Annotated in this window: 23 protein-coding genes; 12 read left to right on the top strand and 11 right to left on the bottom strand. The window is 65.6% G+C overall.

Features of this window, described 5'->3' with window-relative positions; translation table 11 throughout:
- Positions 1-123: 123 nt before the first annotated feature.
- Together H7F35_RS17055 and H7F35_RS17050 are read left to right on the top strand one after the other, a co-directional pair.
- Complete coding sequence (locus tag H7F35_RS17055; protein WP_187113986.1) at positions 124-1,029, top strand: RNA ligase family protein; 906 nt, start codon at positions 124-126, stop codon at positions 1,027-1,029.
- Positions 1,026-2,165, top strand: a complete 1,140-nt coding sequence (locus H7F35_RS17050) for an AAA family ATPase (RefSeq protein ID WP_187113985.1) — start codon at positions 1,026-1,028, stop codon at positions 2,163-2,165. The genes H7F35_RS17055 and H7F35_RS17050 overlap by 4 nt, the downstream gene beginning before the upstream one ends.
- Positions 2,166-2,224: 59 nt before the next feature.
- Here the strand turns inward: H7F35_RS17050 and ffh are convergent, their stop codons facing one another.
- Positions 2,225-3,613, bottom strand: coding sequence for a signal recognition particle protein (gene ffh / locus H7F35_RS17045; protein ID WP_187113984.1), 1,389 nt, complete (start codon positions 3,611-3,613; stop codon positions 2,225-2,227).
- A gap of 114 nt (positions 3,614-3,727) precedes the next feature.
- On the opposite strand from ffh, the gene H7F35_RS17040 reads away from it, so the two are divergent.
- From H7F35_RS17040 to H7F35_RS17005, 8 genes are all read left to right on the top strand, one after another.
- A complete protein-coding gene (locus H7F35_RS17040; RefSeq protein WP_187113983.1) occupies positions 3,728-4,543 on the top strand; it encodes an inner membrane protein YpjD in 816 nt (271 codons plus the stop codon).
- Positions 4,540-4,806, top strand: a complete 267-nt coding sequence (locus tag H7F35_RS17035) for a PP0621 family protein (RefSeq protein ID WP_187113982.1) — start codon at positions 4,540-4,542, stop codon at positions 4,804-4,806. Before H7F35_RS17040 ends, H7F35_RS17035 begins: the two co-directional genes overlap by 4 nt.
- A 16-nt stretch (positions 4,807-4,822) precedes the next feature.
- Positions 4,823-6,520, top strand: coding sequence for a two-component system sensor histidine kinase NtrB (locus H7F35_RS17030; RefSeq protein WP_187113981.1), 1,698 nt, complete (start codon positions 4,823-4,825; stop codon positions 6,518-6,520).
- A 4-nt stretch (positions 6,521-6,524) separates the two neighbouring features.
- Positions 6,525-8,078: a sigma-54-dependent transcriptional regulator gene (locus tag H7F35_RS17025; protein ID WP_261803658.1), complete on the top strand. Its 1,554-nt coding sequence runs from the start codon at positions 6,525-6,527 to the stop codon at positions 8,076-8,078.
- The gene (gene ampD / locus H7F35_RS17020) at positions 8,065-8,667 is read left to right on the top strand and encodes a 1,6-anhydro-N-acetylmuramyl-L-alanine amidase AmpD (protein ID WP_187113980.1); all 603 of its coding nucleotides are present in this window, start codon (positions 8,065-8,067) and stop codon (positions 8,665-8,667) included. Before H7F35_RS17025 ends, ampD begins: the two co-directional genes overlap by 14 nt.
- Before the next feature lie 349 nt (positions 8,668-9,016).
- A complete protein-coding gene (locus H7F35_RS17015; protein WP_187113979.1) occupies positions 9,017-11,932 on the top strand; it encodes a ribonucleoside-diphosphate reductase subunit alpha in 2,916 nt (971 codons plus the stop codon).
- A gap of 201 nt (positions 11,933-12,133) precedes the next feature.
- A complete protein-coding gene (locus H7F35_RS17010) occupies positions 12,134-13,372 on the top strand; it encodes a ribonucleotide-diphosphate reductase subunit beta (protein ID WP_187113978.1) in 1,239 nt (412 codons plus the stop codon).
- A gap of 196 nt (positions 13,373-13,568) precedes the next feature.
- The gene (locus H7F35_RS17005; protein ID WP_093244981.1) at positions 13,569-14,126 is read left to right on the top strand and encodes a histone H1-like DNA-binding protein; all 558 of its coding nucleotides are present in this window, start codon (positions 13,569-13,571) and stop codon (positions 14,124-14,126) included.
- Between the two features lie 93 nt (positions 14,127-14,219).
- Here H7F35_RS17005 and H7F35_RS17000 read toward each other — a convergent pair whose 3' ends face one another.
- The 7 genes from H7F35_RS17000 to H7F35_RS16970 form a co-directional block, all read right to left on the bottom strand.
- The gene (locus H7F35_RS17000; protein WP_187113977.1) at positions 14,220-15,122 is read right to left on the bottom strand and encodes a carbohydrate kinase family protein; all 903 of its coding nucleotides are present in this window, start codon (positions 15,120-15,122) and stop codon (positions 14,220-14,222) included.
- A gap of 64 nt (positions 15,123-15,186) precedes the next feature.
- Positions 15,187-16,611: a zinc-ribbon and DUF3426 domain-containing protein gene (locus tag H7F35_RS16995; RefSeq protein ID WP_187113976.1), complete on the bottom strand. Its 1,425-nt coding sequence runs from the start codon at positions 16,609-16,611 to the stop codon at positions 15,187-15,189.
- Between the two features lie 76 nt (positions 16,612-16,687).
- Positions 16,688-17,572: a 50S ribosomal protein L11 methyltransferase gene (prmA, locus tag H7F35_RS16990; protein WP_187113975.1), complete on the bottom strand. Its 885-nt coding sequence runs from the start codon at positions 17,570-17,572 to the stop codon at positions 16,688-16,690.
- 19 nt (positions 17,573-17,591) lie between these two features.
- A complete protein-coding gene (accC, locus tag H7F35_RS16985; RefSeq protein ID WP_187113974.1) occupies positions 17,592-18,941 on the bottom strand; it encodes an acetyl-CoA carboxylase biotin carboxylase subunit in 1,350 nt (449 codons plus the stop codon).
- Positions 18,942-18,943: 2 nt separating this feature from the next.
- Positions 18,944-19,402: an acetyl-CoA carboxylase biotin carboxyl carrier protein gene (gene accB, locus H7F35_RS16980; protein ID WP_187113973.1), complete on the bottom strand. Its 459-nt coding sequence runs from the start codon at positions 19,400-19,402 to the stop codon at positions 18,944-18,946.
- A gap of 100 nt (positions 19,403-19,502) precedes the next feature.
- On the bottom strand, positions 19,503-20,051 hold the full coding sequence (locus H7F35_RS16975) for a TlpA family protein disulfide reductase (RefSeq protein ID WP_187113972.1): 549 nt from the start codon (positions 20,049-20,051) through the stop codon (positions 19,503-19,505).
- Complete coding sequence (locus tag H7F35_RS16970; RefSeq protein ID WP_187113971.1) at positions 20,052-20,648, bottom strand: hypothetical protein; 597 nt, start codon at positions 20,646-20,648, stop codon at positions 20,052-20,054.
- 111 nt (positions 20,649-20,759) lie between these two features.
- On the opposite strand from H7F35_RS16970, the gene mpl reads away from it, so the two are divergent.
- Both mpl and H7F35_RS16960 read left to right on the top strand, forming a co-directional pair.
- The gene (mpl, locus tag H7F35_RS16965; RefSeq protein WP_187113970.1) at positions 20,760-22,163 is read left to right on the top strand and encodes a UDP-N-acetylmuramate:L-alanyl-gamma-D-glutamyl-meso-diaminopimelate ligase; all 1,404 of its coding nucleotides are present in this window, start codon (positions 20,760-20,762) and stop codon (positions 22,161-22,163) included.
- Positions 22,160-22,669 (top strand): cupin domain-containing protein, encoded by a 510-nt coding sequence (locus H7F35_RS16960; protein WP_187113969.1) that lies wholly within the window; start codon positions 22,160-22,162, stop codon positions 22,667-22,669. The genes mpl and H7F35_RS16960 overlap by 4 nt, the downstream gene beginning before the upstream one ends.
- Here the strand turns inward: H7F35_RS16960 and H7F35_RS16955 are convergent.
- The 3 genes from H7F35_RS16955 to tldD all read right to left on the bottom strand — a co-directional run bounded on the left by H7F35_RS16955 (position 22,666) and on the right by tldD (position 26,092).
- On the bottom strand, positions 22,666-23,784 hold the full coding sequence (locus H7F35_RS16955) for a 3-deoxy-7-phosphoheptulonate synthase (RefSeq protein WP_187113968.1): 1,119 nt from the start codon (positions 23,782-23,784) through the stop codon (positions 22,666-22,668). The two genes, H7F35_RS16960 and H7F35_RS16955, sit on opposite strands and share 4 nt — an antisense overlap.
- Positions 23,785-24,010: 226 nt before the next feature.
- Positions 24,011-24,550 (bottom strand): hypothetical protein, encoded by a 540-nt coding sequence (locus H7F35_RS16950; RefSeq protein WP_187113967.1) that lies wholly within the window; start codon positions 24,548-24,550, stop codon positions 24,011-24,013.
- A gap of 81 nt (positions 24,551-24,631) precedes the next feature.
- Positions 24,632-26,092, bottom strand: coding sequence for a metalloprotease TldD (gene tldD / locus H7F35_RS16945; RefSeq protein ID WP_187113966.1), 1,461 nt, complete (start codon positions 26,090-26,092; stop codon positions 24,632-24,634).
- Positions 26,093-26,108: the final 16 nt, after the last annotated feature.

The raw sequence follows: 26,108 nt of genomic DNA, 5'->3' as shown, positions 1-26,108 counted from the left end.
CGGGCGCCAAGCTGCGTTCCCCACTGACCAGACACGGCCTTCACGGCCGACGAAGTCGATCTCTTTTCCCAGCTTCGCTCCCGCACGTTGTCGGTTCTTCCTGATTTGCATCTGGAGAACAACGTGTTCCCTCTCTCTTCTTTTTCTCTTTCGTCGATTCCGCTGCTCAAGTACCCACGTACTGCGCACCTGGAAGGCTCGCGCCTGCAAGCCGGCGACACCGACGACGGCCAGGCGCCGTTGTCCGCGCTGCAGGGCCTGCATGTGGTCATCGAGGAAAAACTCGATGGCGCCAACGCGGCCGTGTCGTTCACCTCAGCCGGCGAACTGCTGCTGCAATCGCGCGGCCACTACCTGGCCGGTGGCGCGGGCGAGCGGCAATTCAACCTGTTCAAGCACTGGGCCGCTGCGCATGAAGCGGCGCTGCTCGAACGGCTCGAAGATCGCTACGTGATGTACGGCGAGTGGTGCTTCGCCAAGCACAGCTGCTGGTACGACCGGCTGCCGGCCTTCTTCCTGGAGTTCGATATCTACGACCGTCAGGCGAAGCGCTTTTTGTCGACGCCCGCGCGGCAAGCGCTGCTTGCCGGCAGCCCGGTGCTGTCGGTGCCCGTGCTCTACGAGGGCGAAATGCCCAAACACGCGAAGTCACTGCGCACGCTGGTGCGACCTTCGCTTGCGCGCAGCGCTGGCTGGCAAACGGCCTTCGAGCAGGCGGTGGCGCACGAGGGCCAACCGCTTGATCTCGTGCGGCAGCAAACCGACCTGTCCGACATGGCGGAGGGCCTGTACCTCAAGACCGAATCGGACGGCCAGGTGACCGGTCGCTACAAGTGGGTGCGACCTGATTTTGTGCAGACGATTCTCGACTCGGGTTCGCACCACACCCGCCGGCCGGTGCTGCCCAACCAGCTCGCGCCGGGCGTCGATCTCTATGCGCCGACGCCGGCAGTGACATGGCAAGACCTGGGCTTGCACACCCTGCGCGATCCCGCCGCGCTGACAACAACCACAAGGAGGTCGCGATGACTTATGACGATCTGCGCGCCCTGGTGCCCGCGTCCGGCAAAGGCACCGACTGGGCGCAGTGCTGCGAACTGCTGCCGGCCTTGTTGCGTCTCGAAGAAACGCCGCAAGACCCGTACTACCACGCCGAAGGCAATGTCGGCATCCACACGCGCATGGTGCTCGACGCGCTCGTCGCCGACGCGCACTACCAGCTCGCCGATGCCGACGGCCGCTTCGTGCTGTTCATGGCCTGCCTGCTGCACGACATCGCCAAGCCCGACACCACGGTGATCGACGAGGCCAGTGGACGCATCGGCCAGCCGGGCCACTCGCGACGCGGTTCGGTCGATGTGCGCGTGCTGATGTGGAAGGCCCGCGTGCCCTTCGCATTGCGCGAGGCCGTCTGCCGGATCATCGCCGTACACCAGTTGCCGCTCCACGCCTTCACCTCACGCAAAGGCGTGCGGCCCGAGTGGCTGGTCCACAAACTCTCGTGGGAGCTGAGCCTGCCCGACCTGTGCTGCGTGGCGCGCTGCGACATGCTCGGGCGGCACTACGAAAAGCGTGCGGACAGCATGGCCGACATCGCGCTCTTCCAGCAGTTGGCACAAGAAGAAGGCTGCTGGGAAGGCCCACGACAGATGGTTGATGCCCACACCCGCCTGGCCTACTTTCGCGGCGCCGACACCAGCCCCGACTACCCGCTGTTCCAGACGGCGGGCTCGCAGGTGACGGTGATGTGCGGCCTGCCCGCGAGCGGCAAGAACCACTGGGTGGCGCAACATCGCAAGGGCTGGCCGGTCGTGTCCTTCGACGATGCGCGCGCCGAGCTGGGGCTGAAACACGGTGAGAACGACGGCATGGCCGCGCACCACGCGGTCGACCAAGCCAAGGCGCTGCTGCGCAAGCAGGAACGCTTCGTCTGGAACGCCACGCACCTGAGCCAGCAGATGCGCACCAAGACGCTCGACCTGCTCTGGGCGTACCACGCGCAGATCGAGCTGGTGTACCTGGAAGTGCCGCACGCCGAGCTGATGCGCCGCAACCGCGAGCGCGACACCACGCTGTCGAACGCGGACATCGAGCGGATGCTGCATCGCTGGGAGCTGCCGGCGCCTGTGGAGGCGCACGAGACGGTCTACGAAGTGCAGACCTGAAAACGACGAAGCCCGCCGGGGAATGCCCCGGCGGGCTTCTGTCTATATATGTACGAGGCTCAGAACGGCAGCTTCGGACCACCAGGGCCACCCATACCGCCCATGCCCTTCATGCCGCCCATCTTCTTCATCATCTTCATCAGGCCGCCGCCCTTCATCTTCTTCATCATCCCTTGCATCTGCTCGAACTCGTTGAGCAGGCGGTTCACTTCCTGAACCTGCACGCCGGCACCGGCCGCAATGCGGCGCTTGCGCGTGGCCTTCAGCAGCTCTGGCTTGCGGCGTTCCAGCGGGGTCATGCTCTGGATGATTCCTTCCTTGCGGCGGATGTCGCGCTCGGCACGCGTCATGTCGGCCTCGCTCGCCTTGGCGGCCATCTGCGCGGGCAGCTTGTCCATCAGGCTGGAGAGGCCACCCATCTGCTTCATCTGCTGAAGCTGGCCCAGGAAATCGTTCAGGTCGAAGCCCGCGCCGCTCTTGACCTTGGCCGCGAGCTTCTGCGCCGCCGCCACGTCGACGCCGGCCGTGACCTGCTCGACCAGCGCGACGATGTCGCCCATGCCCAGGATGCGGCCCGCATGGCGTTCGGCGTCGAACACTTCGAGGCCATCGATCTTCTCGCTGGTGCCTGCGAACTTGATCGGCACGCCCGTGACCTGGCGCACCGACAGCGCCGCACCACCGCGCGAGTCGCCATCGGTCTTGGTCAGGATGATGCCGGTCAGGGGCAGCGCTTCCTTGAAGGCCTTGGCGGTGTTGATCGCATCCTGGCCCTGCATGGCATCGACCACGAACAGGGTTTCGACCGGATCGAGCGCCGCGTGCAGCTGCTTGATTTCGGTCATCAGCACTTCGTCGATGGCCAGGCGGCCGGCGGTGTCGACCAGCAGCACGTCGAAATAGTGGCGCTTGGCGTGATCGAGCGCGGCGCGCGCGATATCGAGCGGCTTCTGGTCCGGCGTGCTCGGGAACCATTCGGCGCCGGCCTGCTTGGTCACGGTCTTGAGCTGCTCGATGGCGGCGGGGCGGTAAACGTCGCCCGACACCGTCAGCACCTTCTTCTTGCGCTTTTCGATCAGGTGCTTGGCGAGCTTGGCGGTGGTGGTGGTCTTGCCGGCGCCCTGCAGGCCGGCCATCAGGATCACGGCCGGCGGCTGGGCCGCGAGGTTGATGTCCGAGACGCCTTCGCCCATGGTCGCGGCAAGTTCGCGGTTCACGATGCCGACCAGCGCCTGGCCCGGCTTGAGCGAGCCCAGCACTTCCTGGCCCAGCGATTTTTCCTTCACGCGGGCGACGAAGTCGCGCACCACGGGCAGCGCCACGTCGGCTTCCAGCAGCGCCATGCGCACTTCGCGCAGCATGTCCTGCACGTTGCTTTCGGTGATGCGCGCCTGGCCGCTCATCGTCTTGACGAGGCGGGAGAACTTTTCTGTGAGGGCGGTGGCCATGAACGGGATGCCTTGCTGCCCGCTGCGGCGGGTCGGATGGAAAGTCTGGAAGACGAGGGGAGAACTTGAAGTCGGGCGCTGGGAACGCAAGGGCGAGACGCTAAACTCCGACCGATGATTTTAGCGATCCCCTCTCCACTCGGCGTGGCGCTGGGCATCGCCACCGCGGTGGCCTATGGATTTGCCGCTGCCGCGGGTGCCAGGCTGAGCCGCCAGGCGACCCAATGGGCCCTTGGCATTGCATGGTTACTGCACGCTGCGGTCCTGGGCCACGGCCTCGTGGGCAACGAACCGCGCTTCGGCTTTGCGCCCGCGCTTTCCGTCACCGCCTGGCTGGTGCTCACCGTCTATGCGGTCGAAAGCCGCATGTATCCCCAATTGAAGGTGCGCCGCGCGCTGGCCTGGCTGGGTGCGGCCGCCGTGTTGCTGGCCATCCTGTTTCCTGGCACGCCGTTGCATGTCAGCGCCTCGCCCTGGTTGCCGCTGCATCTGGCGCTCGGCATTGCCTCTTACGGCCTGTTTGGCGCGGCCGTGGTGCACGCCTGGTTGATCACGCGGGCCGAAAAGCAGATTCGCCTGACGAGCGGCACGCCGGGCGATGGTGGCGTGCCGTTGCTCACGCTCGAACGGCTCACCTTCCGCTTCGTGACCGCCGGCTTCGTGCTGCTCTCGGCCACGCTGCTGGCCGGCCTTCTGTTCAGCGAGCAGCTGTACGGCGCCGCGGGTCGCATCTGGAAGTGGGACCACAAGACCACCTTCTCGGTGCTCGCGTGGCTCACCTTCGCGATCCTGCTGATCGGCCGGGCGCGCTTCGGCTGGCGCGGTCGCACCGCACGCCGCGTGCTGTACGCCGGCTCGGCCCTCCTGTTGCTCGCCTATGTAGGCTCCCGCTTCGTGCTCGAAGTGGTGCTGACGCGTCCTCCCGTATGAAGTATTTGCTTGTCCTCGCCGTGCTCTGGATCGCGATCTGGCTCTGGCGCAAGAACCGGCGCGAAGAAATGCGCGATGCGCAGCGCGAGCGCGCGGCCAAAGCGCAGCGGGCGCCCGCCGCACCCGCGGTCGGCCCGCCGCAGGCCATGGTGCGCTGCGCCCATTGCGGCCTGCACCTGCCGGCCACCGACGCCATCGCCGGCCCCGGTGGCGTGGTCTACTGCAGCACCGCGCACCGCCAGGCCGGCGCGGCGCCCGGCTGAGCACGCAGCGCCCCTCATGAGTTCCCCCCTCTGGTCGCGCGGCGAACCGGTCACCGACTGGGACGTGCTCGAACAGGGCCGCGGCCAAAGCACGGCCCTGCAGCGGCTCTGGCGCGGCTTCATGGTCGCGCGCTGTTTCGTCGCGCTGGTGCTGGTGCTGTTGCAGTGCGTGGCCTTCGCGCTCGGGCAGACGATGCAGCCGGTGGCCATCGCGATCTCGGCCGGCTACCTGATCGCCAGTTGGCTGGGCATGCGCTACACGCGCTTCGTGCCGCCGATTCGCGGCTTCACCCCCCTGTGGCTGCTGACCATCGGCGTCGACCTCGCCGCCTTCACCTCGCTGCAGGTGATCCAGGGCGGCAACGTCAACTACACGCCGCTGTTTGCGCTGCCGGTGCTCATGAGCGCGGTGCTCGGCACGATGACCGTGAGCCTGGGCACCACGGCCACCGTCACGCTGCTGCTGCTGGCCGACGCGGGCTGGCACTGGCTGCAGCAGCCGATCGACTCTTCCGGCCGCTTCGTGCAGGCGGCGCTCACCGGCACCGGCCTCTTCGTGGTGGCCCTGCTCGCCCACGAACTGGCCCGCCGCCTGACACGCGAGGAGGCGGTGGCGCAGCGCAACCGCAGCAGCGCGCAGATGCAGGCGCAGGTCAACGACCTGGTGATCGAGACGCTGAGCGAAGGCGTGCTGGTGATCGACGCCGAAGGGCTGGTGCACGCGGCCAACCCGGCGGCCGATGCGATCCTCGGGCAGGGCCTGGCAAAAATGACGCCGCCGTTCGCGCTGCATGCGCAGCCGGCCTGGCATGCGCTGGCCGCGCTCGCGCGCCAGACCTTCGCGCGCCGGGCGCCGCAATCCGAAGAAATTCCCGTCGCGCAGGCGCGCGGCGCAGCGCGCGAGGTGCGCGTGCGCACGCGGCTCACGCCCACCAGCGACCGGCATGTCGACAGCCTCTGCGTGATGTTCCTGCAGGACCTGCGCGAACTCGAAGCCCGCATCCGCACCGAGAAACTGGCCGCGATGGGCCGCATGTCGGCCGCCGTCGCGCATGAAATCCGCAATCCGCTGGCAGCCATCACCCAAGCCAGCGCGCTGCTCGCCGAAGACCTGACCGACCCCGCGCACCGCAAGCTCACGAGCATGGTCCAGCACAACGCGCAGCGGCTGGCCCGCATCGTGGACGACGTGCTCGACGTCTCGCGGGCGCGCCAGCAGCGCGTGCTCTCGCTCGGCGAGCAGGTCGTGCTCGACCCCGCGGTGCAGGTGCTGGCCGATGAGTGGGTGCGCCAGACGCAGCGCAAGGGCGTGCTCATCACGCTGGACGCCGCTCAGAGCGACGTGCGCTTCGACGCCGAACACCTGCGCCGCCTGATGGTCAACCTGCTCGACAACGCCGCGCGCTACGCCGGCAATCGCGAAGGCTCGATCCAGGTGCTGACGACGCTCCAGCGCGGGGGCACCCATCGCCCCAGCCTGGCGGTGTGGAGCGACGGCGCGCCGCTGGAGCCGGCAGTGAAGCGGCATCTGTTCGAGCCTTTCTTCTCGTCCGAGAGCCGCTCGAGCGGGCTCGGCCTGTTCCTTTGCCGCGAGCTGTGCCGGCGCCACGGCGCCACCATCGGCTACGAACGACGCTCGCTTGTGCCGGGCGGCCCCGAGGGCAACGAATTCTTCGTCAGCTTCGCCGCCAGCGAAAACCGGCTGACACAATAGGGCCGTGAGCATTCCGCACCCTCCCACCCAGCGCCCCGCGCAGATCCTGGTCATCGACGACGAACCCGACCTGCGCACGCTCTATGAGCTGACGCTGCTGCGCGAGGGTTATCGCGTCGAAGCCGCGGGCAGCGTGTCCGAAGCCTGGCAGCACCTCGAAGCCGGCCGCTTCGACGCGGTGATCACCGACATGCGGCTGCCCGACGGGCAGGGCATGGAAATCATCCATCGCATCCAGAGAGACCAGCGCAGCGAGCGCTGCGTCGTCATGACCGCCTACGGCTCGGCCGAAAACGCGGTCGAGGCGCTGAAGGCGGGCGCCTTCGACTACCTCACGAAGCCTGTCGACCTGAAGCAGTTCCGCGCCGTTGTCGCCTCTGCCGTGCAGGCGCGGCAGGCGTCGCCGCTGCCGCCGGCCCGCGCCGTGCGGACAACCCCGGCAAGCAGCGAGACACCGCTGGTGACCACGGGCAGCGGCGCTGCTGCGCTCGACCGGCTGGTGGGCGATTCGGAACCCATGCGCCTGGTCAAGTCGCGCATCGCGAAAGTGGCGCGCGGCATGGCGCCGGTGCTGGTGCGCGGCGAATCGGGCACGGGCAAGGAACTGGTGGCGCGTGCGGTGCACGCCTGCAGCCAACGCAGCGACGGGCCTTTTGTCGCGGTCAACTGCGGCGCGATTCCCGAGAACCTGCTCGAAGCCGAATTCTTTGGCGCCAAGAAGGGCTCGTACACCGGCTCGGCGCAAGACCGCGACGGCTATTTCCAGGCCGCACGCGGCGGCACCTTGTTCCTCGACGAAATCGGCGACCTGCCGCTGGCCATGCAGTCGAAGCTGCTGCGCGCCATCCAGGAGCGCAGCGTGCGCTCGATCGGCTCGACGCAGGAAGACGCGGTCGATGTACGCATCGTGAGCGCCACGCACAAGGACCTGCACGCCGAGGTGCAGGCCGCGCGCTTCCGGCAAGACCTTTTCTACCGCCTCAACGTGATCGAGATCGCGGTGCCCGCGCTGCGCGAGCGCCGCGAAGACCTGCCCGCGCTGTGCACTGCCCTGCTCGCGCGCATCGCGCAAGACGGCGGCTTGCCCGTGCCGCACCTGTCGACCGAATTGCTGCGCCGGCTGGCGCTGCACCCGCTCGACGGCAATGTGCGCGAGCTTGAAAACCTGCTGCACCGCGCGGTCGCGCTCAACGACGGCGACGAACTGCAGCTCGACCTGATGAGCGCTGCCGCCACGGCAGCGGCTGCCGCAGAAGCCGCCGCCACAGGACCTTCCCCGCTGTCGCCCGCCGGCGATCTGCCCGTTGCCACCGCTCCCGTTGCGCCTGTCGCAGAACCCAAGCTTGCCGCGCCCCCATTGCCCTCCGATCTGCAGGCTTACCTCGACCAGCAGGAGCGCGAAATCCTCGTGCGCGCGCTGCACGAAAGCGGCTTCAACCGCACGGCAGCCGCCGCGCGGCTCGGCATGAGCCTGCGCCAGATCCGCTACCGCATCGCCCGGCTGGGCATCACCACGCCCAACGGCGACGATGGCGCCAGCAGCCATGCCGACGACTGAAGCCTCCGCCGACGACGGCCTCTGGCAGGCCGGCTGGTATCGCTTCGCCAAGGCACTGCGCTCGCCGAATTTCGGCCCTCGCCCCGAAGGCGCGCAGACCGACCTGGTCGTGTTGCACTCGATCAGCCTGCCGCCCGGCGAGTACGGCGGTGACGCAGTGCAACAGCTCTTCACCAACCAGCTCGACTGGGACGCGCACCCCTACTTCCAGAGCATCCGCGGCCTGGCGGTGTCCTCGCATTTCTATGTGCGCCGCAACGGCGAACTCTGGCAGTTCGTGAGCTGCGACGACCGCGCCTGGCATGCCGGCGTGTCGTCGTGGCGCGGCCGTGGCAACTGCAACGACGACTCGATCGGCATCGAACTCGAAGGCCTCGAAGGCCGGCATTTCGAGGAGGCGCAATACGAGACGCTCGCAAGCCTCTGCGCCGCCGTCGCGCAGCACTACGCCATCGCGTACATCGCCGGTCACGAGCACATCGCGCCGGGCCGCAAGCAAGACCCCGGCGAAGGTTTCGACTGGCGTTTGCTGCGCGAACAGCTCGGGTGGGATCAACAAATGTTTCCTGCTCAGGTGGTGCAGCGCTAATTTTTTCAATCGCGTTGCGTCCCGTGATGCGCCGTTCTTGCGGCGCAGCAATGCGACAATTGCAAACGCTCGATCCAGCAACCATGCGCCCTGCAGGCCCAAATCGGCCTGCAAGCCAAGCCCCATGCGGCTTGCGCCACCATAGGCCAGTATTGATGCGGCACCGCTGGCCGTGTCCTATGCCGAAAGAAATATCGGTAGTGGTTGTATCCAGAGGAAAACGCTACATCTAGTGGGTTGTACCCCTCCCACACCCTAGATATAGTGTCTTCCGTCCGACGCTCAATGTCGGCGCGACACCCGCCAAGGCGTCGCCATCCAACAAGAATTGCCAACCGAGAGGAAGCGAATGCAAACAGCCCTGAACCCCCAATCGACCCCGCGTGCCGTTCCCTCGACGCCACCGCAGCAGCAGCGAGACACTGCTGGCTCGTCCACCGGCCAGAACCTCGCGCACTACCAGATCATTCGCCGCAACGGCGCCGTCGTGCCCTTCGAGCCGAACAAGATCGCCATCGCGATGATGAAGGCCTTCCTGGCGGTGCACGGCACCCAGGGCGCAGCTTCGGCCAGCGTGCGCGAAACGGTCGACACGCTCACCCAAGCCGTGATCCGCGCCATGGTGCGCTCGCGTCCGGGCGGCGGCACCTTCCACATCGAAGACGTGCAAGACCAGGTCGAGCTCGGCCTGATGCGCGGCGGCCACCACGAAATCGCGCGTGCCTACGTGCTGTACCGCGAACGCCGCACGCAAGAGCGCTCCAAGCAGGTCGAGCACGACACGCCGGCCGCACCCGCGTTGCACGTGCTGGACAACGGCGAGCTCGTCGCACTTGACCTGAACGAACTCAAGGGCCTGATCGAGTCCGCCTGCGAAAACCTGGGCGACAGCATCACCGCCGCGCCGATCCAGGCCGAGACGATGCGCAACCTGTACGACGGCGTGCCACTGGACGAGGTCTACAAGGCCTCGATCCTGGCGGCCCGCACGCTGATCGAAAAAGACCCCGACTACACCTTCGCCACCGCGCGCCTGCTGCTGCACACGATCTTCAAGGAGATCATCGGCCGCGAAGTGATGCCGGCCGACCGTGCCACGGCCTACGCCGACTACTTCCCGCAATTCATCAAGAAGGGCGTGGACAACGAACTGCTCGACGAAAAGCTGCTGCAGTACGACCTGCCCCGCCTGGGCGCCGCCCTGAAGGCCGAGCGCGACAACCAGTTCGACTACCTCGGCCTGCAGACGCTGTATGACCGCTACTTCCTGCACGTGCGCAAGACCCGCATCGAGCTGCCGCAGGCTTTCTTCATGCGCGTGGCGATGGGCCTGTCGCTGAACGAAATCGACCGCGAAGCGCGCGCCATCGAGTTCTACGAAGTGCTGTCGTCCTTCGACTTCATGTCGAGCACGCCCACGCTGTTCAACGCCGGCACGCTGCGCTCGCAACTGTCCAGCTGCTACCTGACCACCGTGCCCGACGACCTGGACGGCATCTACGAGTCGATCAAGGAAAACGCGCTGCTCTCGAAGTTTGCGGGCGGCCTGGGCAACGACTGGACCCGCGTGCGCGCGCTGGGCAGCCACATCAAGGGCACCAACGGCGAATCGCAAGGCGTGGTGCCGTTCCTCAAGGTGGTCAACGACACGGCCGTGGCGGTGAACCAGGGCGGCAAGCGCAAGGGCGCCGTCTGCACGTACCTGGAAACCTGGCACCTCGACATCGAGGAGTTCCTGGAGCTGCGCAAGAACACCGGCGACGACCGCCGCCGCACGCACGACATGAACACGGCCAACTGGATTCCCGACCTCTTCATGCGTCGCGTGATGGAAAAGGGCACCTGGACGCTGTTCTCGCCCTCCAACGTGCCTGACCTGCACGACCTGTTCGGCGCCGACTTCGAGAAGGCCTACGTCGCCTACGAAGAGAAGGCCGCCCGCGGCGAGATCAAGCCGGCGCGCACGCTGCAGGCCTCGGACCTGTGGCGCAAGATGCTCACGATGCTGTTCGAGACCGGCCATCCGTGGATCACGTTCAAGGACGCCTGCAACGTGCGCTCGCCGCAACAGCACGCTGGCGTGGTGCACTCGTCGAACCTGTGCACCGAGATCACGCTGAACACCAGCGACACCGAAACCGCCGTGTGCAACCTGGGTTCGGTGAACCTGCTGCAGCATCTGAAGGACGGCAAGGTCGACCAGGAAAAGCTGAAGAAGACGATCTCGACCGCGATGCGCATGCTCGACAACGTGATCGACATCAACTACTACGCCGTGAAGAAGGCGCGCGACTCGAACCTGCGCCACCGTCCGGTCGGCCTGGGCCTGATGGGCTTCCAGGACTCGCTGTACGAACTGCGCATTCCCTACGCCTCGCAGGAAGCCGTGCAGTTCGCCGACGAATCGATGGAAGCCATCTGCTACCACGCCTACTCGGCATCGGCCGACCTGGCGCGTGAGCGCGGCAAGTACTCGAGCTACAAGGGCTCGCTGTGGGACAAGGGCATCCTTCCGATCGACACACTCGACCTGCTCGAGAAGGCACGCGGCGGTTATGTCGAAGTCGACCGTTCGTCCACGCTCGACTGGGACGCGCTGCGCCAGAAGATCAAGACGCAAGGCATGCGCAATTCGAACTGCGTGGCCATTGCACCGACGGCGACCATCTCGAACATCATCGGCGTCGACGCTTCGATCGAACCCTGCTTCGGCAACCTGTCGGTCAAGTCGAACCTGTCGGGCGAATTCACCGTGATCAACCACTACCTGGTGCGCGACCTCAAGCGCCTGGGCCTGTGGGACGACGTGATGGTCATGGACCTGAAGCACTTCGACGGTTCGCTGCGTCCGATCGACCGCGTGCCGCAAGACGTGAAGGCGCTCTATGCCACCGCGTTCGAAGTGGAAACCACGTGGCTCGTCGAAGCCGCCTCGCGTCGCCAGAAGTGGATCGACCAGGCGCAGTCGCTCAACATCTACATGGCCGGCGCATCGGGCAAGAAGCTCGACGACACCTACAAGCTCGCATGGCTGCGCGGCCTGAAGACCACCTACTACCTGCGCACGCAGAGCGCGACGCACGCCGAAAAATCGACGGTGCAATCGGGCCGTCTCAACGCGGTGTCGTCGGGCAACGACGCACCTTCGGGCATGAGCGCACTCGAAGCCGCCGCTGCTGCAGCGAAGGCACAGATGAGCGCGATGCCTGCCACCGACATCGCGTTCTGCGGTGTGGACGATCCGACCTGCGAAGCGTGCCAGTGAACGTGTCGATGCTCGCGACACAGAGTCCGTGAGCCAGTGAGGCGCATGCAAAAAATCGCGCGACGTTCAGACAATGAAGGCATTGACTGACATCGCGCGATGCATGCGAGCAACATAACAACCACATAAATGGAGCGCGATGTGAACGAGCACTTTGCAACTTACATCGTTACTCCGATAATTTGAGCATTGGATTTTTCTATGTTGACCTGGGACGAAGAAGTCAAGCCCTCCTTACCAAAGGATATGCAACAAGGATTGCAGCACCACAACGCATCGACCAGCGGCTCGCCCGCAGGTCGTTCGGTGGATGCTCCGACTTCGTCGATTGCACAACCCGCAGCACTGCGCACGCTCGATGACGGCGCCGCTGCGCCACTGCGTCAGGTCGCACCGACCGCCACTGCGGTCCCCGCTGTCGCCCAGCGCGTCAAGGCTTCCGACAAGCGCATCATCAACGGCCAGACCGATGTCAACCAGTTGGTGCCGTTCAAGTACAAGTGGGCCTGGGAAAAGTACCTCGCCACCTGCGCCAACCATTGGATGCCGCAAGAAGTAAACATGACGCGCGACATCGCGTTGTGGAAAGACCCGAACGGCCTGACCGAAGACGAGCGCCGCATCGTCAAGCGCAACCTCGGCTTCTTCGTGACCGCCGACTCACTGGCCGCCAACAACATCGTGCTGGGCACCTACCGCCACATCACGGCTCCCGAATGCCGCCAGTTCCTGCTGCGCCAGGCCTTCGAGGAAGCGATCCACACGCACGCGTACCAGTACATCGTCGAGTCGCTCGGCCTGGACGAGAGCGAGATCTTCAACGCCTACAACGAAGTGCAGTCGATCCGCGAGAAGGACCAGTTCCTGCTCCCGTTCATCGACGCCATCAGCGATCCGCACTTCAAGACCGGCACGCACGAAACCGACCAGACGCTGCTCAAGTCGCTCATCGTGTTCGCCTGCCTGATGGAAGGCCTGTTCTTCTACGTCGGCTTCACGCAGATCCTTGCGCTGGGCCGCCAGAACAAGATGACCGGCGCCGCCGAGCAGTACCAGTACATCCTGCGCGACGAGTCGATGCACTGCAATTTCGGCATCGACCTGATCAACCAGCTCAAGCTCGAAAATCCCGGCCTCTGGACCTCCGAGTTCAAGGCCGAGATCAAGGACCTCTTCATGAAGGCCGTCGAGCTCGAGTACAAATACGCCGAAGACACGATGCCGCGTGGCGTGCTCGGCATGAATGCCTCCATGTTCAAGGGCTACCTGCGCTACATTGCCAACCGGCGTGCACAGCAGATCGGCCTCGAAACGCTTTTCCCGAACGAAGAAAACCCGTTCCCCTGGATGAGCGAAATGATTGACCTGAAGAAAGAGCGCAACTTTTTCGAAACCCGCGTGATCGAGTACCAGTCGGGTGGTGCGCTCTCCTGGGATTGAATCTTTCCGATAAGAATTAATGAATTCAAGAATTGCCCTTGCCACCGATCGCGCCACAGAGCGCGGCATGGATGAGGGCTCAGGTGTTCATGGTGCTGGGGCTCAGATTCCAACGCCATGAATCGCTTCACGCTACCAACGTGCGTGGAGTGCTTCAATAGGTTGATTTTTTCAACTTGATCAAGGAGAAATAGAAATGGCAACTGCAAAGAAAGCGCCGGCTAAGAAAGCCGCTGCAAAGAAGGCTCCGGCAAAGAAGGTCGTGGCTGCTAAGAAGGCTCCGGCAAAGAAGGTAGCTGCGAAGAAGGCTCCGGCCAAGAAGGTCGCGGCGAAGAAGGTAGCCGCCAAGAAGGCGCCTGCGAAGAAGGTAGCCGCCAAGAAGGCAGCTCCGGCAAAGAAGGCCGCCGCCAAGAAGGCTCCGGCAAAGAAGGCCGTAGCGAAGAAGGCTCCGGCGAAGAAGGCCGCTGCCAAGAAGGCTCCGGCAAAGAAGGCCGCCGCCAAGAAGGCGCCTGCGAAGAAGGCTGCTGCCAAGAAGGCCCCGGCGAAAAAGGCTGCGGCCAAGAAAGCCGCGAAAAAGCCCGCTGCCAAGCCTGCCGCTGCCGCCAAGCCTGCTGCTGCGGCAAAGAAGCCCGCAGCAAAGAAGGCAGCCAAAGCTGCAGCGCCCGCCAAGGCTGCCGTAGCGCCCGCTCCTGCGGCGCAGACGACGCTGAATCCCCAGGCAGCCTGGCCGTTTCCGACGGCCAGCAAGCCCTGAGTTTCTCAGCGGCCTTGAAGGCGCAAAGCCCGGCACCTCACGGTGTCGGGCTTTTTTCATGGCGCCGGAACAAGCCGGCGAGCCGGCTGAGAATTACAGGCCCAGAGCCTTGCGATCGACCTGGTAGTTCTGCGGACCGCGCTGCGCGATCTTGAGCGCCCCGATGCGATTGCCCAATGCCGCGCATTGCGCGAGCGGCCATTCCTTCTCCAGACCGAACAGCAGCGCGCCACGCCATGCGTCGCCGCAGCCGGTGGGCTCGACCACCTCGGTGGCCACGACGCCCGCCACGTGCTCACGCTCACCGTCGATCCAGACTTCGCAGCCCTCGGCCGCCAGCGTGACCACCAGGCCGCGCACGCGCTTCGAGATCTCGGCCAAGCTCCAGCCCGTACGCTGCGACAGCATCTTGCCTTCGTAGTCGTTGACCACGACCCAGCTTGCCAGCTCGACGAAATGCTTGAGCGCTTCACCGTCGAACATCGGCAGACCCTGGCCCGGATCGAACACGAAGGGAATACCAGCGGCGGCGAACTGCTCGGCGTGCTGCAGCATCGCCTCGCGGCCATCGGGCGCGATGATGCCCAGCTTGATGTCCTCGCGCGCGGCCACTTGCGTCACGTGCGCCTGCTGCATCGCACCGGGGTGGAAGGCCGTGATCTGGTTGTTGTCGATGTCGCTCATGATCATCGCTTGCGCGGTGAACGTGCCTTCGAGCTGGCGCACGAACTCCGTGCTGATGCCCAGCGAGCGCATGCGCTCGATGTAGTCGGCGCCATCCGTGCCAAGCGTCGCCATCGGCAAGGCATTGCCGCCCAGCGCATTGAGGCTGTAGGCGATGTTGCCGGCACAGCCGCCGAAGTCACGCCGAAGGGTCGGCACGAGGAACGACACATTGAGGATGTGCAGCTGGTCCGGAAGAATCTGGTCGGCGAACCGGCCCTCGAAAGTCATGATGGTGTCGAACGCGAGGGAACCGCAAATCACTGCTGCCATGGGTGGACCGTTTGTTGAGTGGAAGATGGATGAATGAAGAAAGGACGACGCGCGCGGCGTCCGGCTAGGGATAGAAGGCTTCGACACGGTAGCCCGCAATGGGCGGCAGCGCGGCGGCTTCGGTAGCGGACAAGGTCAGGGGCAACGAGGCCGCACGGTCGGCGCGCGCGGCCAGCACGGCGGATGCGCCATAGTCCGCGGGCATCAGCACGCGGCGCACCACGGCACGCTCTTGCATGTCGAGCAGCGACAGCTCGATAGCCGGCATCGCGAGCGGCACGGTAGCGCTGTTGCGCAGAGTGAAGCTGAGGCGGTAGTCGTTGCCACCACTCTTCTCGCGCGCGAAGGCCGCGCCTTCGATCACGATGTCGCCGATCTGGCGCAGGGCTGCAAGTTCGCAGCCCGTGTATTGGCACAGCGTGGCGAGTGCAGGGCGCAGGCTCGGCTGCCGCGCAGCAATGCCGTCACGCTCATGGCGGATGACCTGCACGACGAGCAACAGAATGGCGAGCACCGCCAGCAGGATGAGCACGCCGCGCACGCCCTTGCGCTGCCAGAAGCCACGCGGCCTTTCGACGGCGTCATCCTCTTCGGCAAAGGGATGGCCTTCCGGCGCCTCGAAGGGTGACGAAAGCGAAAAGTCCGGCTCGCTCTCGACTGCCACCACGGAGGCAGGAGCCTGTGCGGCCGCGCGCTCGTCGCGGGCCTTGGCCCTTGCAATCTTGGCCGACTTGATGCGAGCCCGACGCAGCGCTTTCTGCATCTGCACCTGGTCGTGGTCCTTCTCTTCCTGCTCCCCTTCCCCGTCGTCGCTGGCCCGCTCGACCAGCGCACGCGCCTTGATGCGCGGAGCCACGGGCAGCGGTGGTGCGGGGGGCGGGAGCGAGGGCGGCGGGGCCGCGAGATTCAGGTCGATGTTCGGGAACGGCGGCAGGGACGTCGCGGGAGGCCGCCATGCGGGCTCACTGGCATCGAGATCGGACCAGGGCTCGTCCGCGGCGATGCCATGTTCGGGCAAGGACAACGAAAACTCGGGGGGAAACGAAAACGACGAAAGCGGCAGTTCGGGAGACGGCGAGGCTGCAGGCCCGACGTCTGGCGCAGGCACGGAGGCAGGCAGCGAAGTCTCCGCCTGCACGCGTTGCTGCTGTTCGGGTTCGTCGTCGAAGAAATCCGCGTCTTCCACCGCCTGCGGAGCCTCCGGTTGAGGCTGCGCCAGTTCAGGCAATGGCAACGGTGGCGGTGCAGGTGCAACGAAGGGCTCTGCCCTGGCCTCGCGCGCAGGCTCGACCAGTCCGGGCATGTAGCCACCCTGCATCGGCGGCGATGCGCTCGCCGGCGCACCATCGGGCGCTTCGTGCAGATCGAGCGTGGCGTCGAACACATGGCTGCATCGACCGCAGCGCACCCAGCCGTCCGAGATGCGAAGCTGGTCGCGCACCACCTTGAAGGTGGTGGTGCAGGCGGGGCAGCGGGTGACGAGACTCATGACGGGGCGATTGTAGGGTTGAGCCCTCGCCGCGTGAGTGGATGCGAAGCGACGCGAAAAACGAGGCGCGCGCCTCTCAGCAGCGCGCCGTCATGAGGATCCAGCCGTCCTCGCTGTCACTGACTTCGAGCGCCGCATAAGGTGCATACGCCTCCTTGAGCTCGTCGGCCTGGCGCTCGAGGATGCCGGCCAGCACCAGCGATCCGCCAGCCGCCACATGGCTGCGCAGCAGCGGCGCGAGCACCTTGAGCGGCGTGGCCAGGATGTTGGCGAGCACGGTGTTGTAGTGGCCTTTGGCCGCGTCGGGCAAACCGGCGTTCAGGCGCACGCTGTTGGCCTCGGCATTGAGCCGGGTCGACGAGACCGCGGCTTCGTCGATGTCGACGGCGTCGATGTCGGTTGCACCGAATTTCGCGGCGCCGATCGCCAGGATGCCGGAGCCGCAGCCGTAGTCGAGCACGCGCTGGTTGCCCAGCGTGCCCTGCGTCGCAATCCACCGCAGGCACATGCGCGTGGTGGGATGCGTGCCGGTGCCGAAGGCCAGGCCCGGGTCGAGCCGGATCACCTGCTTCGCTTGCGCGGGTGGCTCATGCCACGTCGGCACGATCCAGAACTCGGGCGTGATCTCGACCGGCGCGAACTGCGATTGCGTCAGGCGCACCCAGTCCTGCTCGGGTACGTTCGCCACGCCGAGCACCGAACAACCTTCGAAGAAATCCTGCAGCGCGAGCACCGATGCGGCATCTTTCGCCAGCGCCTCATCGGGGAACAGCGCGATCACGCGTGAACGCTGCCAGCCCTCCTTGGGCGGCGGCATGCCGGGCTCGCCGAACAGCGCCTGCTCGGCGTCGGTCTGCGCGTCGGCGTCCTCGACCGACACGCTCAACGCATCGAGTGCGTCGAGTGCATCGCTGAGTGCTTCGACCCGGTCTTCGGGCGCCATCAGGCGGAGTTCAAACATGGCGTTGCGTACCTGCTGCTCAGCGCTTGTGCGCCGCCAGCCACTCTTCAAGATAGTGGATGTTGGTGCCGCCGCTCATGAAGTTGGCGTCGACCATCAACTCGCGATGCAGCGGGATGTTGGTCTGAATGCCTTCGATCACGGTTTCGTTGAGCGCCGTGCGCATGCGCGCCATGGCCTGCTCGCGCGTGTCGCCGTACACGATGATCTTGCCGATCATCGAGTCGTAGTTCGGGGGCACGAAGTAGTTGGTGTACGCATGCGAATCGACGCGCACGCCAGGGCCACCCGGCGGATGCCACATGGTAATGCGACCCGGCGACGGCGTGAATTTCCAGGCGTCTTCCGCGTTGATGCGGACCTCGATGGCATGGCCGCGCATCTCGATCTGGCGCTGGGTGAACGGCAGCTTTTCGCCGGCCGCCACCATGATCTGCGTCTTGACGATGTCGATGCCGGTGGTGAACTCCGTGACCGGATGCTCGACCTGCACGCGCGTGTTCATCTCGATGAAATAGAACTCGCCGTTTTCATAGAGGAACTCGAAGGTGCCGGCACCGCGGTAGCCGATCTTCTTGCAGGCCGCAGCGCAGCGCTCGCCGATCTTCTCGATCAGCTTGCGCGGAATGCCGGGGGCCGGCGATTCCTCGATCACCTTCTGGTGGCGGCGCTGCATGGAGCAGTCGCGCTCGCCCAGGTAGACCGCGTTCTTGTGCTTGTCCGCGAGGATCTGGATCTCGATGTGGCGCGGGTTCTGGAGAAACTTCTCCATGTACACGGCCGGATTGCTGAAAGCCGCACCGGCCTCCGCCTTGGTCATCTGGATCGCATTGACCAGCGCCGCCTCGGTGTGCACCACGCGCATGCCGCGGCCACCGCCGCCGCCCGCCGCCTTGATGATGACCGGGTAGCCGATTGCACGGGCAATGCGCTTGTTGGTGGCAGCATCGTCCGAGAGTTCACCCTCGGAGCCGGGCACGCAAGGCACGCCAGCCTTGATCATGGCCTGCTTGGCCGAGACCTTGTCGCCCATCGTGCGGATGTTGTCCGGCGTCGGGCCGATGAACTGGAAACCGCTCTGCTCCACGCGTTCGGCAAAGTTGGCGTTTTCGCTCAGGAAGCCGTAGCCGGGGTGGATGGCCTCGGCGTCGGTCACTTCGGCGGCCGAAATGATCGCCGGCATGTTGAGATAGCTCAGCGCCGATGGCGCCGGGCCGATGCACACGGCCTCCTGCGCCAGCTTGACGTACTTGGCGTCGCGATCGGCTTCGGAATAGACCATGACGGCCTTGATGCCCATCTCGCTGCAGGCGCGCTGAATCCGAAGGGCAATCTCCCCCCGGTTTGCAACCAGGATCTTCTTGAACATGGTCACTCGATGATGAACAGCGGCTGGCCGTATTCGACCGCCTGCCCGTTTTCGCCGAGGATCTGGGTGATCGTGCCGGACTTGTCGGCCTCGATTTCGTTGAGGATCTTCATCGCTTCGATGATGCAGATCGTGTCACCCTCGTTCACCTTGCTGCCGACTTCCACGAAAGCCGCGGCGCCCGGGCTGGACGAACGATAGAAGGTGCCGACCATCGGCGACTTGACGGCATGACCCGTCGGCGCGGCTTCGGCCGCCGGCGCGCTGGCCACGGCGGGGGCGCCAGCGACAGCGGGCGCGGCAACAGCAGGAGGTGCCGCCAAGGTTTGCACATACTGCACGGGTGCGGCACCGCCGCCTTTGACAATGCGAACCTTGCCTTCGGTTTCGGTGATTTCCAGTTCGGAAATATTCGATTCGGACACCAGGTCGATCAGTGTCTTGAGTTTGCGCAGATCCATGAGACTCCAGGGCCGGCTTTACCGGTCATTAGGATATAACTTGGCCGAAAATCGGCGATTTTCGGCGTTCGGCGTTCAACGCCGGCATAAGAAACTGATTCTAACCATGAAGCAGTTCGCGTCGCCAAGTGTCCAGATCGGTGGTTTCGAGCTTGCCCATTTTACGAGCCGTCACCGATCCGCTCCCGTTCAGCACCAGCGTGAAGGGCAAGCCGCCACCGGTATTGCCAAGATTCTTGACCAGTTCCGTGCCTTGCAAACCAGCCAGCCCGATGGGATAGGTGACTGGTGTACGTTGCAGGAACTTGCGCACGGCGCTCGGCTGATCAATGGCCAATCCCACCACTTGCCAGCCGTTGGCTCCATGTTCGCGGAAAAAGGCGTCGATCATGGGCATTTCTTCGATGCAGGGCGGGCACCATGTGGCCCAGAAGTTGAGCAGCACGGGTTTTCCACGCAGGCTCGACAGGAGCAGGTCACCGCCCTCAGGCCGCTCGAAGCTCTGGGCCCAGAAAGCCGCATCGAGCGTCTCGCCGCTCGCCGCACTGCTGCCACGCTCCTTCCACCAGGCTCCGCCGAGCCCGGCGGCAGCAGCCGCAGCCGCCACGCCGGCATAGAGCATGCCGCGTCGTGTGGGCGAAGAAGTCATTCACTTGTCCTTTTCTCGTTCAATCAGTCGGCGCAATGCGGGCAGATCGCCACGCGGCGTGCGCCCCTGGGCATCGGGCTTCAGGGCCCCGCGCAGGTCGTCGAGGTCGTAGACCAGCAGATGCACGCCGATTTCCTCTCCAAGCGCGCGGCTCGGGGCATGCACGCTCAGGGCCTCGACCTGCTCGCCGTGGAAGCCCGTCACCATGCGCGGCTCGTAGTCCACATGGTGATCGATCAGGGCGATTTCGGCCGACTTGGAATCATCGCAGAACAATTGAATATAAATGTCTGACAGCCTGGTGGCCGTTCCGTGCCATACGGCGCCGCCCACATGGGGACGGAAGACGGTCATCCGCTCCATCCATTCGAGCGCCAGCAGGCGCAGCACATGCAGTTCCTGGGGCTGGGTGTCGGCACAGAAGAGCTCGATGTAGTCGCGCACCTCGGCCTCGACCTCATCGTTGTTCGGCAGTGCGGTGCGGGTCGAGAGACCCAGATCCCGCAGCGCCCGGCGTTTGGCCGGGCCATATTCCAGTCCTTCCTCGACAACGAGGCGGGCTGCAGTGGCGGCAATTTCACGCTTGGACGTGTCCATCGGGGCATTTTGCCCGCAGTAGACGGCCCTCACATGAACATCAGTACGAAGCACAGGACAAAGGGCGAGCCGAGGCACAGGCCGTGCATGTCGCCTCCCTAGAATCGACCGATGCACATTCATATTCTGGGTATCTGCGGCACGTTCATGGGCGGACTGGCCGCCCTGGCGCGCGAGGCAGGCCACCGGGTCACGGGCTGCGATGCCGGCGTGTACCCGCCGATGAGCGACCAGTTGCGCGCCCTCGGCATCGACCTGGTCGAGGGTTTCGGCGCCGATCAGCTTGCACTTTCGCCCGACGTGTTCGTGGTCGGCAACGTGGTGTCTCGGGCGCGCTTGCCCGATGGGCGCCCCAAGTTCCCACTGATGGAAGCCATCCTGGATGCCGGCAAGCCCTACACCAGCGGCCCACAGTGGCTGGCCGAGCACGTGCTGCTGGGCCGCCACGTGCTCGCCGTGGCCGGCACGCACGGCAAGACGACCACCACATCGATGCTGGCCTGGGTGCTTGAGCAAGGAGGCAAGGCGCCGGGCTTCCTGGTCGGCGGCGTGCCGCTCGACTTTGGCGTCTCGGCCCGGCTGGGCGGTGGCGCGGCCTTCGTGATCGAAGCCGATGAATACGACACCGCCTTCTTCGACAAGCGCAGCAAGTTCGTGCACTACCGTCCGCGCACGGCCGTGCTGAACAACCTGGAGTTCGACCACGCGGACATCTTCGACGATCTCGCTGCCATCGAACGCCAGTTCCACCACCTCGTACGCACCGTGCCGAGCACCGGACGCTTGGTGGTGAACGCCACCGAAGAAAGCCTGCAGCGCGTGCTGGCCCAGGGCTGCTGGAGCGAGCTCGCGCGTTTCGGCGCGGGCGGTGAGTGGCAGGCACGCGGATCGCACGACGCTTTCGATGTGCTGCACCGGGGCGAGCCGGTCGGCCGCGTCGAATGGGCGCTTTCGGGCCTGCACAACCAGATGAATGCGTTGGCAGCCATCGCGGCGGCCGAGCATGTGGGCGTTGCGCCGGCCGATGCGGCCCGCGCACTCGGCAGCTTCCGCAATGTGCGGCGGCGCATGGAACTGCGCGGCGCGGTCGAGCGCAGCGGCGGCGCGATCACGGTCTATGACGACTTCGCCCACCACCCGACCGCCATTCGCACCACGCTCGATGGCCTGCGCAAGAAACTCGACGATGCCGGCAAGCAAAGTGAGCGCATCCTCGCGGCCTTCGAGCCGCGCAGCAACACGATGAAACTGGGCGTGATGGCGGCGCAGTTGCCGTGGAGCCTGGAATCCGCCGACCTGTCGTTCTGCCACACGGCCGGCCTCGACTGGGATGCCGCCGCGGCGCTGGCCCCGATGGGCGACCGCGCGCAGGTGGCAGGCGCCATCGAGCCGCTGCTGGCGCAGATCGTGGCGGCCGCCCGGCCGGGCGATCACATCGTATGCATGAGCAATGGCGGCTTTGGCGGCGTGCACGACAAACTGCTTGCCGCCCTCCGAGCGAGGGCGGCATCATGACCGCCATGCGCGCCCGCGAGCTGATCGACACCCTGAAACTGCAGCCCCATCCCGAGGGCGGCTGGTACAGCGAGGTATTCCGTTCGGCCGCGAGCGTGACGCCCGCCGACGGCCGCCCGCCCCGCAATGCCCTGACCAGCATCTACTTCCTGCTTGAAGCGGGCCAGCATTCGCGCTGGCACCGGGTGCTGTCCGATGAAGTCTGGGTGCACCTGGAAGGCGTGCCGCTGGCGCTCTGGACCTGCGATGCCGCGATGCGCACAGCGCCAGCCCACACGCGGCTGGGCCCGGTCGATGCCCACGGCACCCGTCCCCAGCACGTGGTGCCGGCCGGGCAGTGGCAGGCGGCCCGGCCGATCCAGGGCCACACAGCAGGCGACTACACGCTGGTCGCCTGCATGGTCGGCCCGGGCTTCGACTTCGCCGACTTCTCGCTGGTGCCACCCGACAGCGACGAGGCTGCGTCGATGCGGCACCACTGGCCCGAGCTGGCCGGGATGCTTTAACCGCGGCGTTGCTTGACGGCCTGCGACAGCGTCTCCAGCACCTGCACCGAATCGTCCCAGCCGATGCAGGCATCGGTGATGCTCTTGCCGTATTCGAGGTCCGAAAGCTGGTCCTTGCCCGGCGTGAACTTCTGGGCGCCGGCCTGCAGGTGGCTCTCGACCATCACGCCGAACACGCGGTTCGAGCCGCTGGCAATCTGGCCCGCGATGTCCTTGGCCACGTCGATCTGCTTCTGGTGTTGCTTGGAGCTGTTGGCGTGGCTGCAGTCGACCATCAGCGTGGGCGGCAGCTTGGCAGCTTCGAGGTCCTTGCAGGCGGCTTCGACGCTGGCAGCGTCGTAGTTCGGCGCCTTGCCGCCGCGCAGGATCACGTGGCAGTCGCGGTTGCCATTGGTCTGCACGATGGCGACCTGGCCGTTCTTGTGCACCGACAGGAAATGGTGACCACGGGCCGCTGCCTGGATGGCGTCGGTCGCAATGCGAATGTTGCCATCGGTGCCGTTCTTGAAGCCGATGGGTGCCGACAGGCCCGAGGCCAGCTCGCGGTGCACCTGGCTTTCGGTGGTGCGCGCGCCGATGGCGCCCCAGGCGATCAGGTCGCCGATGTACTGGGGCGAGATCACGTCGAGGAACTCGCTGCCCGCCGGCAGGCCGATGCGGTTGATGTCGATCAGCAACTGACGCGCGATGCGCAGACCTTCGTCGATGCGGAAGCTCTCGTCGAGGTACGGGTCGTTGATCAGGCCCTTCCAGCCGACGGTGGTGCGCGGCTTCTCGAAGTACACCCGCATCACGATCTCCAGCGTGCCGGCGTACTTTTCGCGCTCGACCTTCAGGCGCTTGGCGTATTCGACGGCAGCCGCCGGGTCGTGGATCGAGCAGGGCCCCATGATCACCAGCAGCCGGTCATCCTTGCCGGCCATGATGTTGTGGATGTTGCGGCGGGTGCCTTCGATCAGCGTTTCGATGGCTGTGCCGCGGATCGGGAAAAAGCGGATCAGATGTTCGGGAGGGGGCAGCACGTTGATGTCCTTGATGCGTTCGTCGTCGGTCTTGCTGGTTTTTTCGACGCTCGCATACCAGCTGTCGCTGGCGGGGGCAGTGTTCGTGCTCATGGGTGCTTCCTTGTTGGAGTGGATATCGTCAGGGCATAAAAAAACCGCCGGGGCTGGATGCGCCGGCGGTTCTGGGAGGGTGTTCGTTTGCTTTACGCGCTCGCCTCTCGTCCGCCGGAAACCGGGAACCAAAAGTAGGCAAAGAAATAAGCGCGGAGGGCGGACATGTGGGCGGAATGTAGCACGGAAAACAAAAGCCCAGTCAAGCGACCAGGCTCTGCGTTGCTTATCGGTAGCCCGACTCGTTGGCGTTGTGGATGATCCAGATCAGGTTGCCGCTGGAGAAATCACCCATGCCGCCACCCGCGAAAATCAGCCGCCCCTGGCCCTTGTAGGTCATCTCGAAACGGTGGCGGTCGCTGCCGAAGTAGAACGGAATGAAGGCCTTGCCGGTGATGTAGGCCCCCTGGTCGGTCGGCTGGCCGGCAAGGTCGGTGACCTGCCTGGCGCTCATGCCGATCTGCAGGCGCGTGAACTTGCTGTTGCGCGCGGGGTTGCCGGTGATCTCGCCTTCGTAGCCGTTCAGGCCCTTGACGGTGCGGCCGCTGCCGGCTTCGACCTTGGAGGAATCGGTCACGTTGCCTCGGCCATCCATGCCGGCGCCGGAACCGCTGCGCGCGGGCGCCGCTGGAGCGGCCGCCGCGGGCGCAGGCGCGGCCTGGGGTTGGCTGCCCGAACCGCCGCGGGACGCACAACCGGCGGTGGCCAGCGCCACCACGGCGGTCACGGCCCACAGCACGGCGGGCGAATTGATCCTGTTCCCCATTGAAATGCTCCTTGAATTCGTCATTCGCAAAAGGAGCGCAGCTTAGCAACCGAAGGAAACAATCGGCAAGTGACGAAAGTCCTAAGCCGTTCCACCTACTGTCAAGCCGTCGATGCGCAGGGTCGGCTGGCCGACGCCCACAGGCACGCTCTGGCCTTCCTTGCCGCAGGTGCCGACGCCCGAATCGAGCGCCATGTCGTTGCCGATCATGGTCACGCGGGTCAGCGCATCGGGACCGTTGCCCACGATGGTCGCGCCCTTGACCGGGTACTGGATCTTGCCGTTCTCGACCCAATAGGCCTCGCTCGCCGAGAACACGAACTTGCCGCTCGTGATGTCGACCTGCCCGCCGCCGAAGTTGGTGGCGTACAGCCCCTTCTTGATGCTGGCCACGATTTCCTTCGGGTCCTTGTCGCCGCCCAGCATGTAGGTGTTGGTCATGCGCGGCATCGGCACGTGGGCGTAGCTCTCGCGGCGGCCATTGCCCGTGGGCTTGACCTTCATGAGGCGCGCATTGAGCGAATCCTGGATGTAGCCCTTAAGGATGCCGTCCTCGATCAGCACGTTGCGCTGGCTGGCGTTGCCCTCGTCGTCGACATTGAGCGAGCCCCGGCGGTCGGCGATCGTGCCGTCGTCGAGCACCGTCACGCCCTTGGCCGCCACGCGCTGGCCGATGCGGCCGGCGAAGGCGCTCGAGCCCTTGCGGTTGAAGTCGCCTTCGAGCCCGTGGCCGATGGCTTCGTGCAGCAGGATGCCGGGCCAGCCGGAACCGAGCACCACGGTCATCTCGCCGGCCGGCGCCGGGCGGGCGTCGAGGTTGGTGAGCGCCGCTTTCACGGCATGGTCGACATACTCGGCGATCTGCTCGTCAGTGAAATAGGCCAGGCCGAAGCGCCCGCCGCCACCGCCCGAACCGATCTCGCGGCGGCCGTTCTGCTCGGCAATGACAGTGACCGACAGGCGCACCAGCGGCCGCACGTCGGCGGCCAGCGTGCCGTCGGCGCGCGCCACGAGCACCACGTCGTACTCGCTCGCCAGGCCCGCCATGACCTGCGCCACGCGCGGATCGCGCGAGCGGGCCAGCTTCTCGACCTTTTCGAGCAGCTTCACCTTGGTGGTGCTGTCGAGCGTGGAAATGGGGTCGATGCCGTCGTACAGCGAGCGGCTCGATGCGATCTTGCGGGTCGGCGTCTTCACGCGGCCGGTGCGGCCTGCGGAGGAAATGGAGCGCACCGTGCGCGCCGCGTCGAGCAGCGAAGCCTCGGAAATATCGTCCGAATAGGCGAAAGCGGTTTTCTCGCCGCTGACCGCGCGCACCCCGACGCCCTGGTCGATGCTGAAGCTGCCGGTCTTGACGATGCCCTCTTCGAGGCTCCAGCCTTCGCTGCGCGTGTACTGGAAGTACAGATCGGCGTCGTCCACCCGGTGCGAGGTGATCTCGGCCAGGGCTTTGCTCAAGTGCGATTCGTCAAGGCCGAACGGCGTGAGCAGGAGCTGTTGCGCCGTGGCGAGGCGCTCGATGGTGGGTTCGCGAGAGATCATCTCGCCATTCTAGGCA

This window comes from Variovorax sp. PAMC26660 (assembly GCF_014302995.1).
In the GTDB taxonomy this organism is placed as follows: domain Bacteria; phylum Pseudomonadota; class Gammaproteobacteria; order Burkholderiales; family Burkholderiaceae_C; genus Variovorax.
Note: the sequence above shows the minus strand (reverse complement) of the source record. Positions and strands in the feature narration are given on the sequence as shown.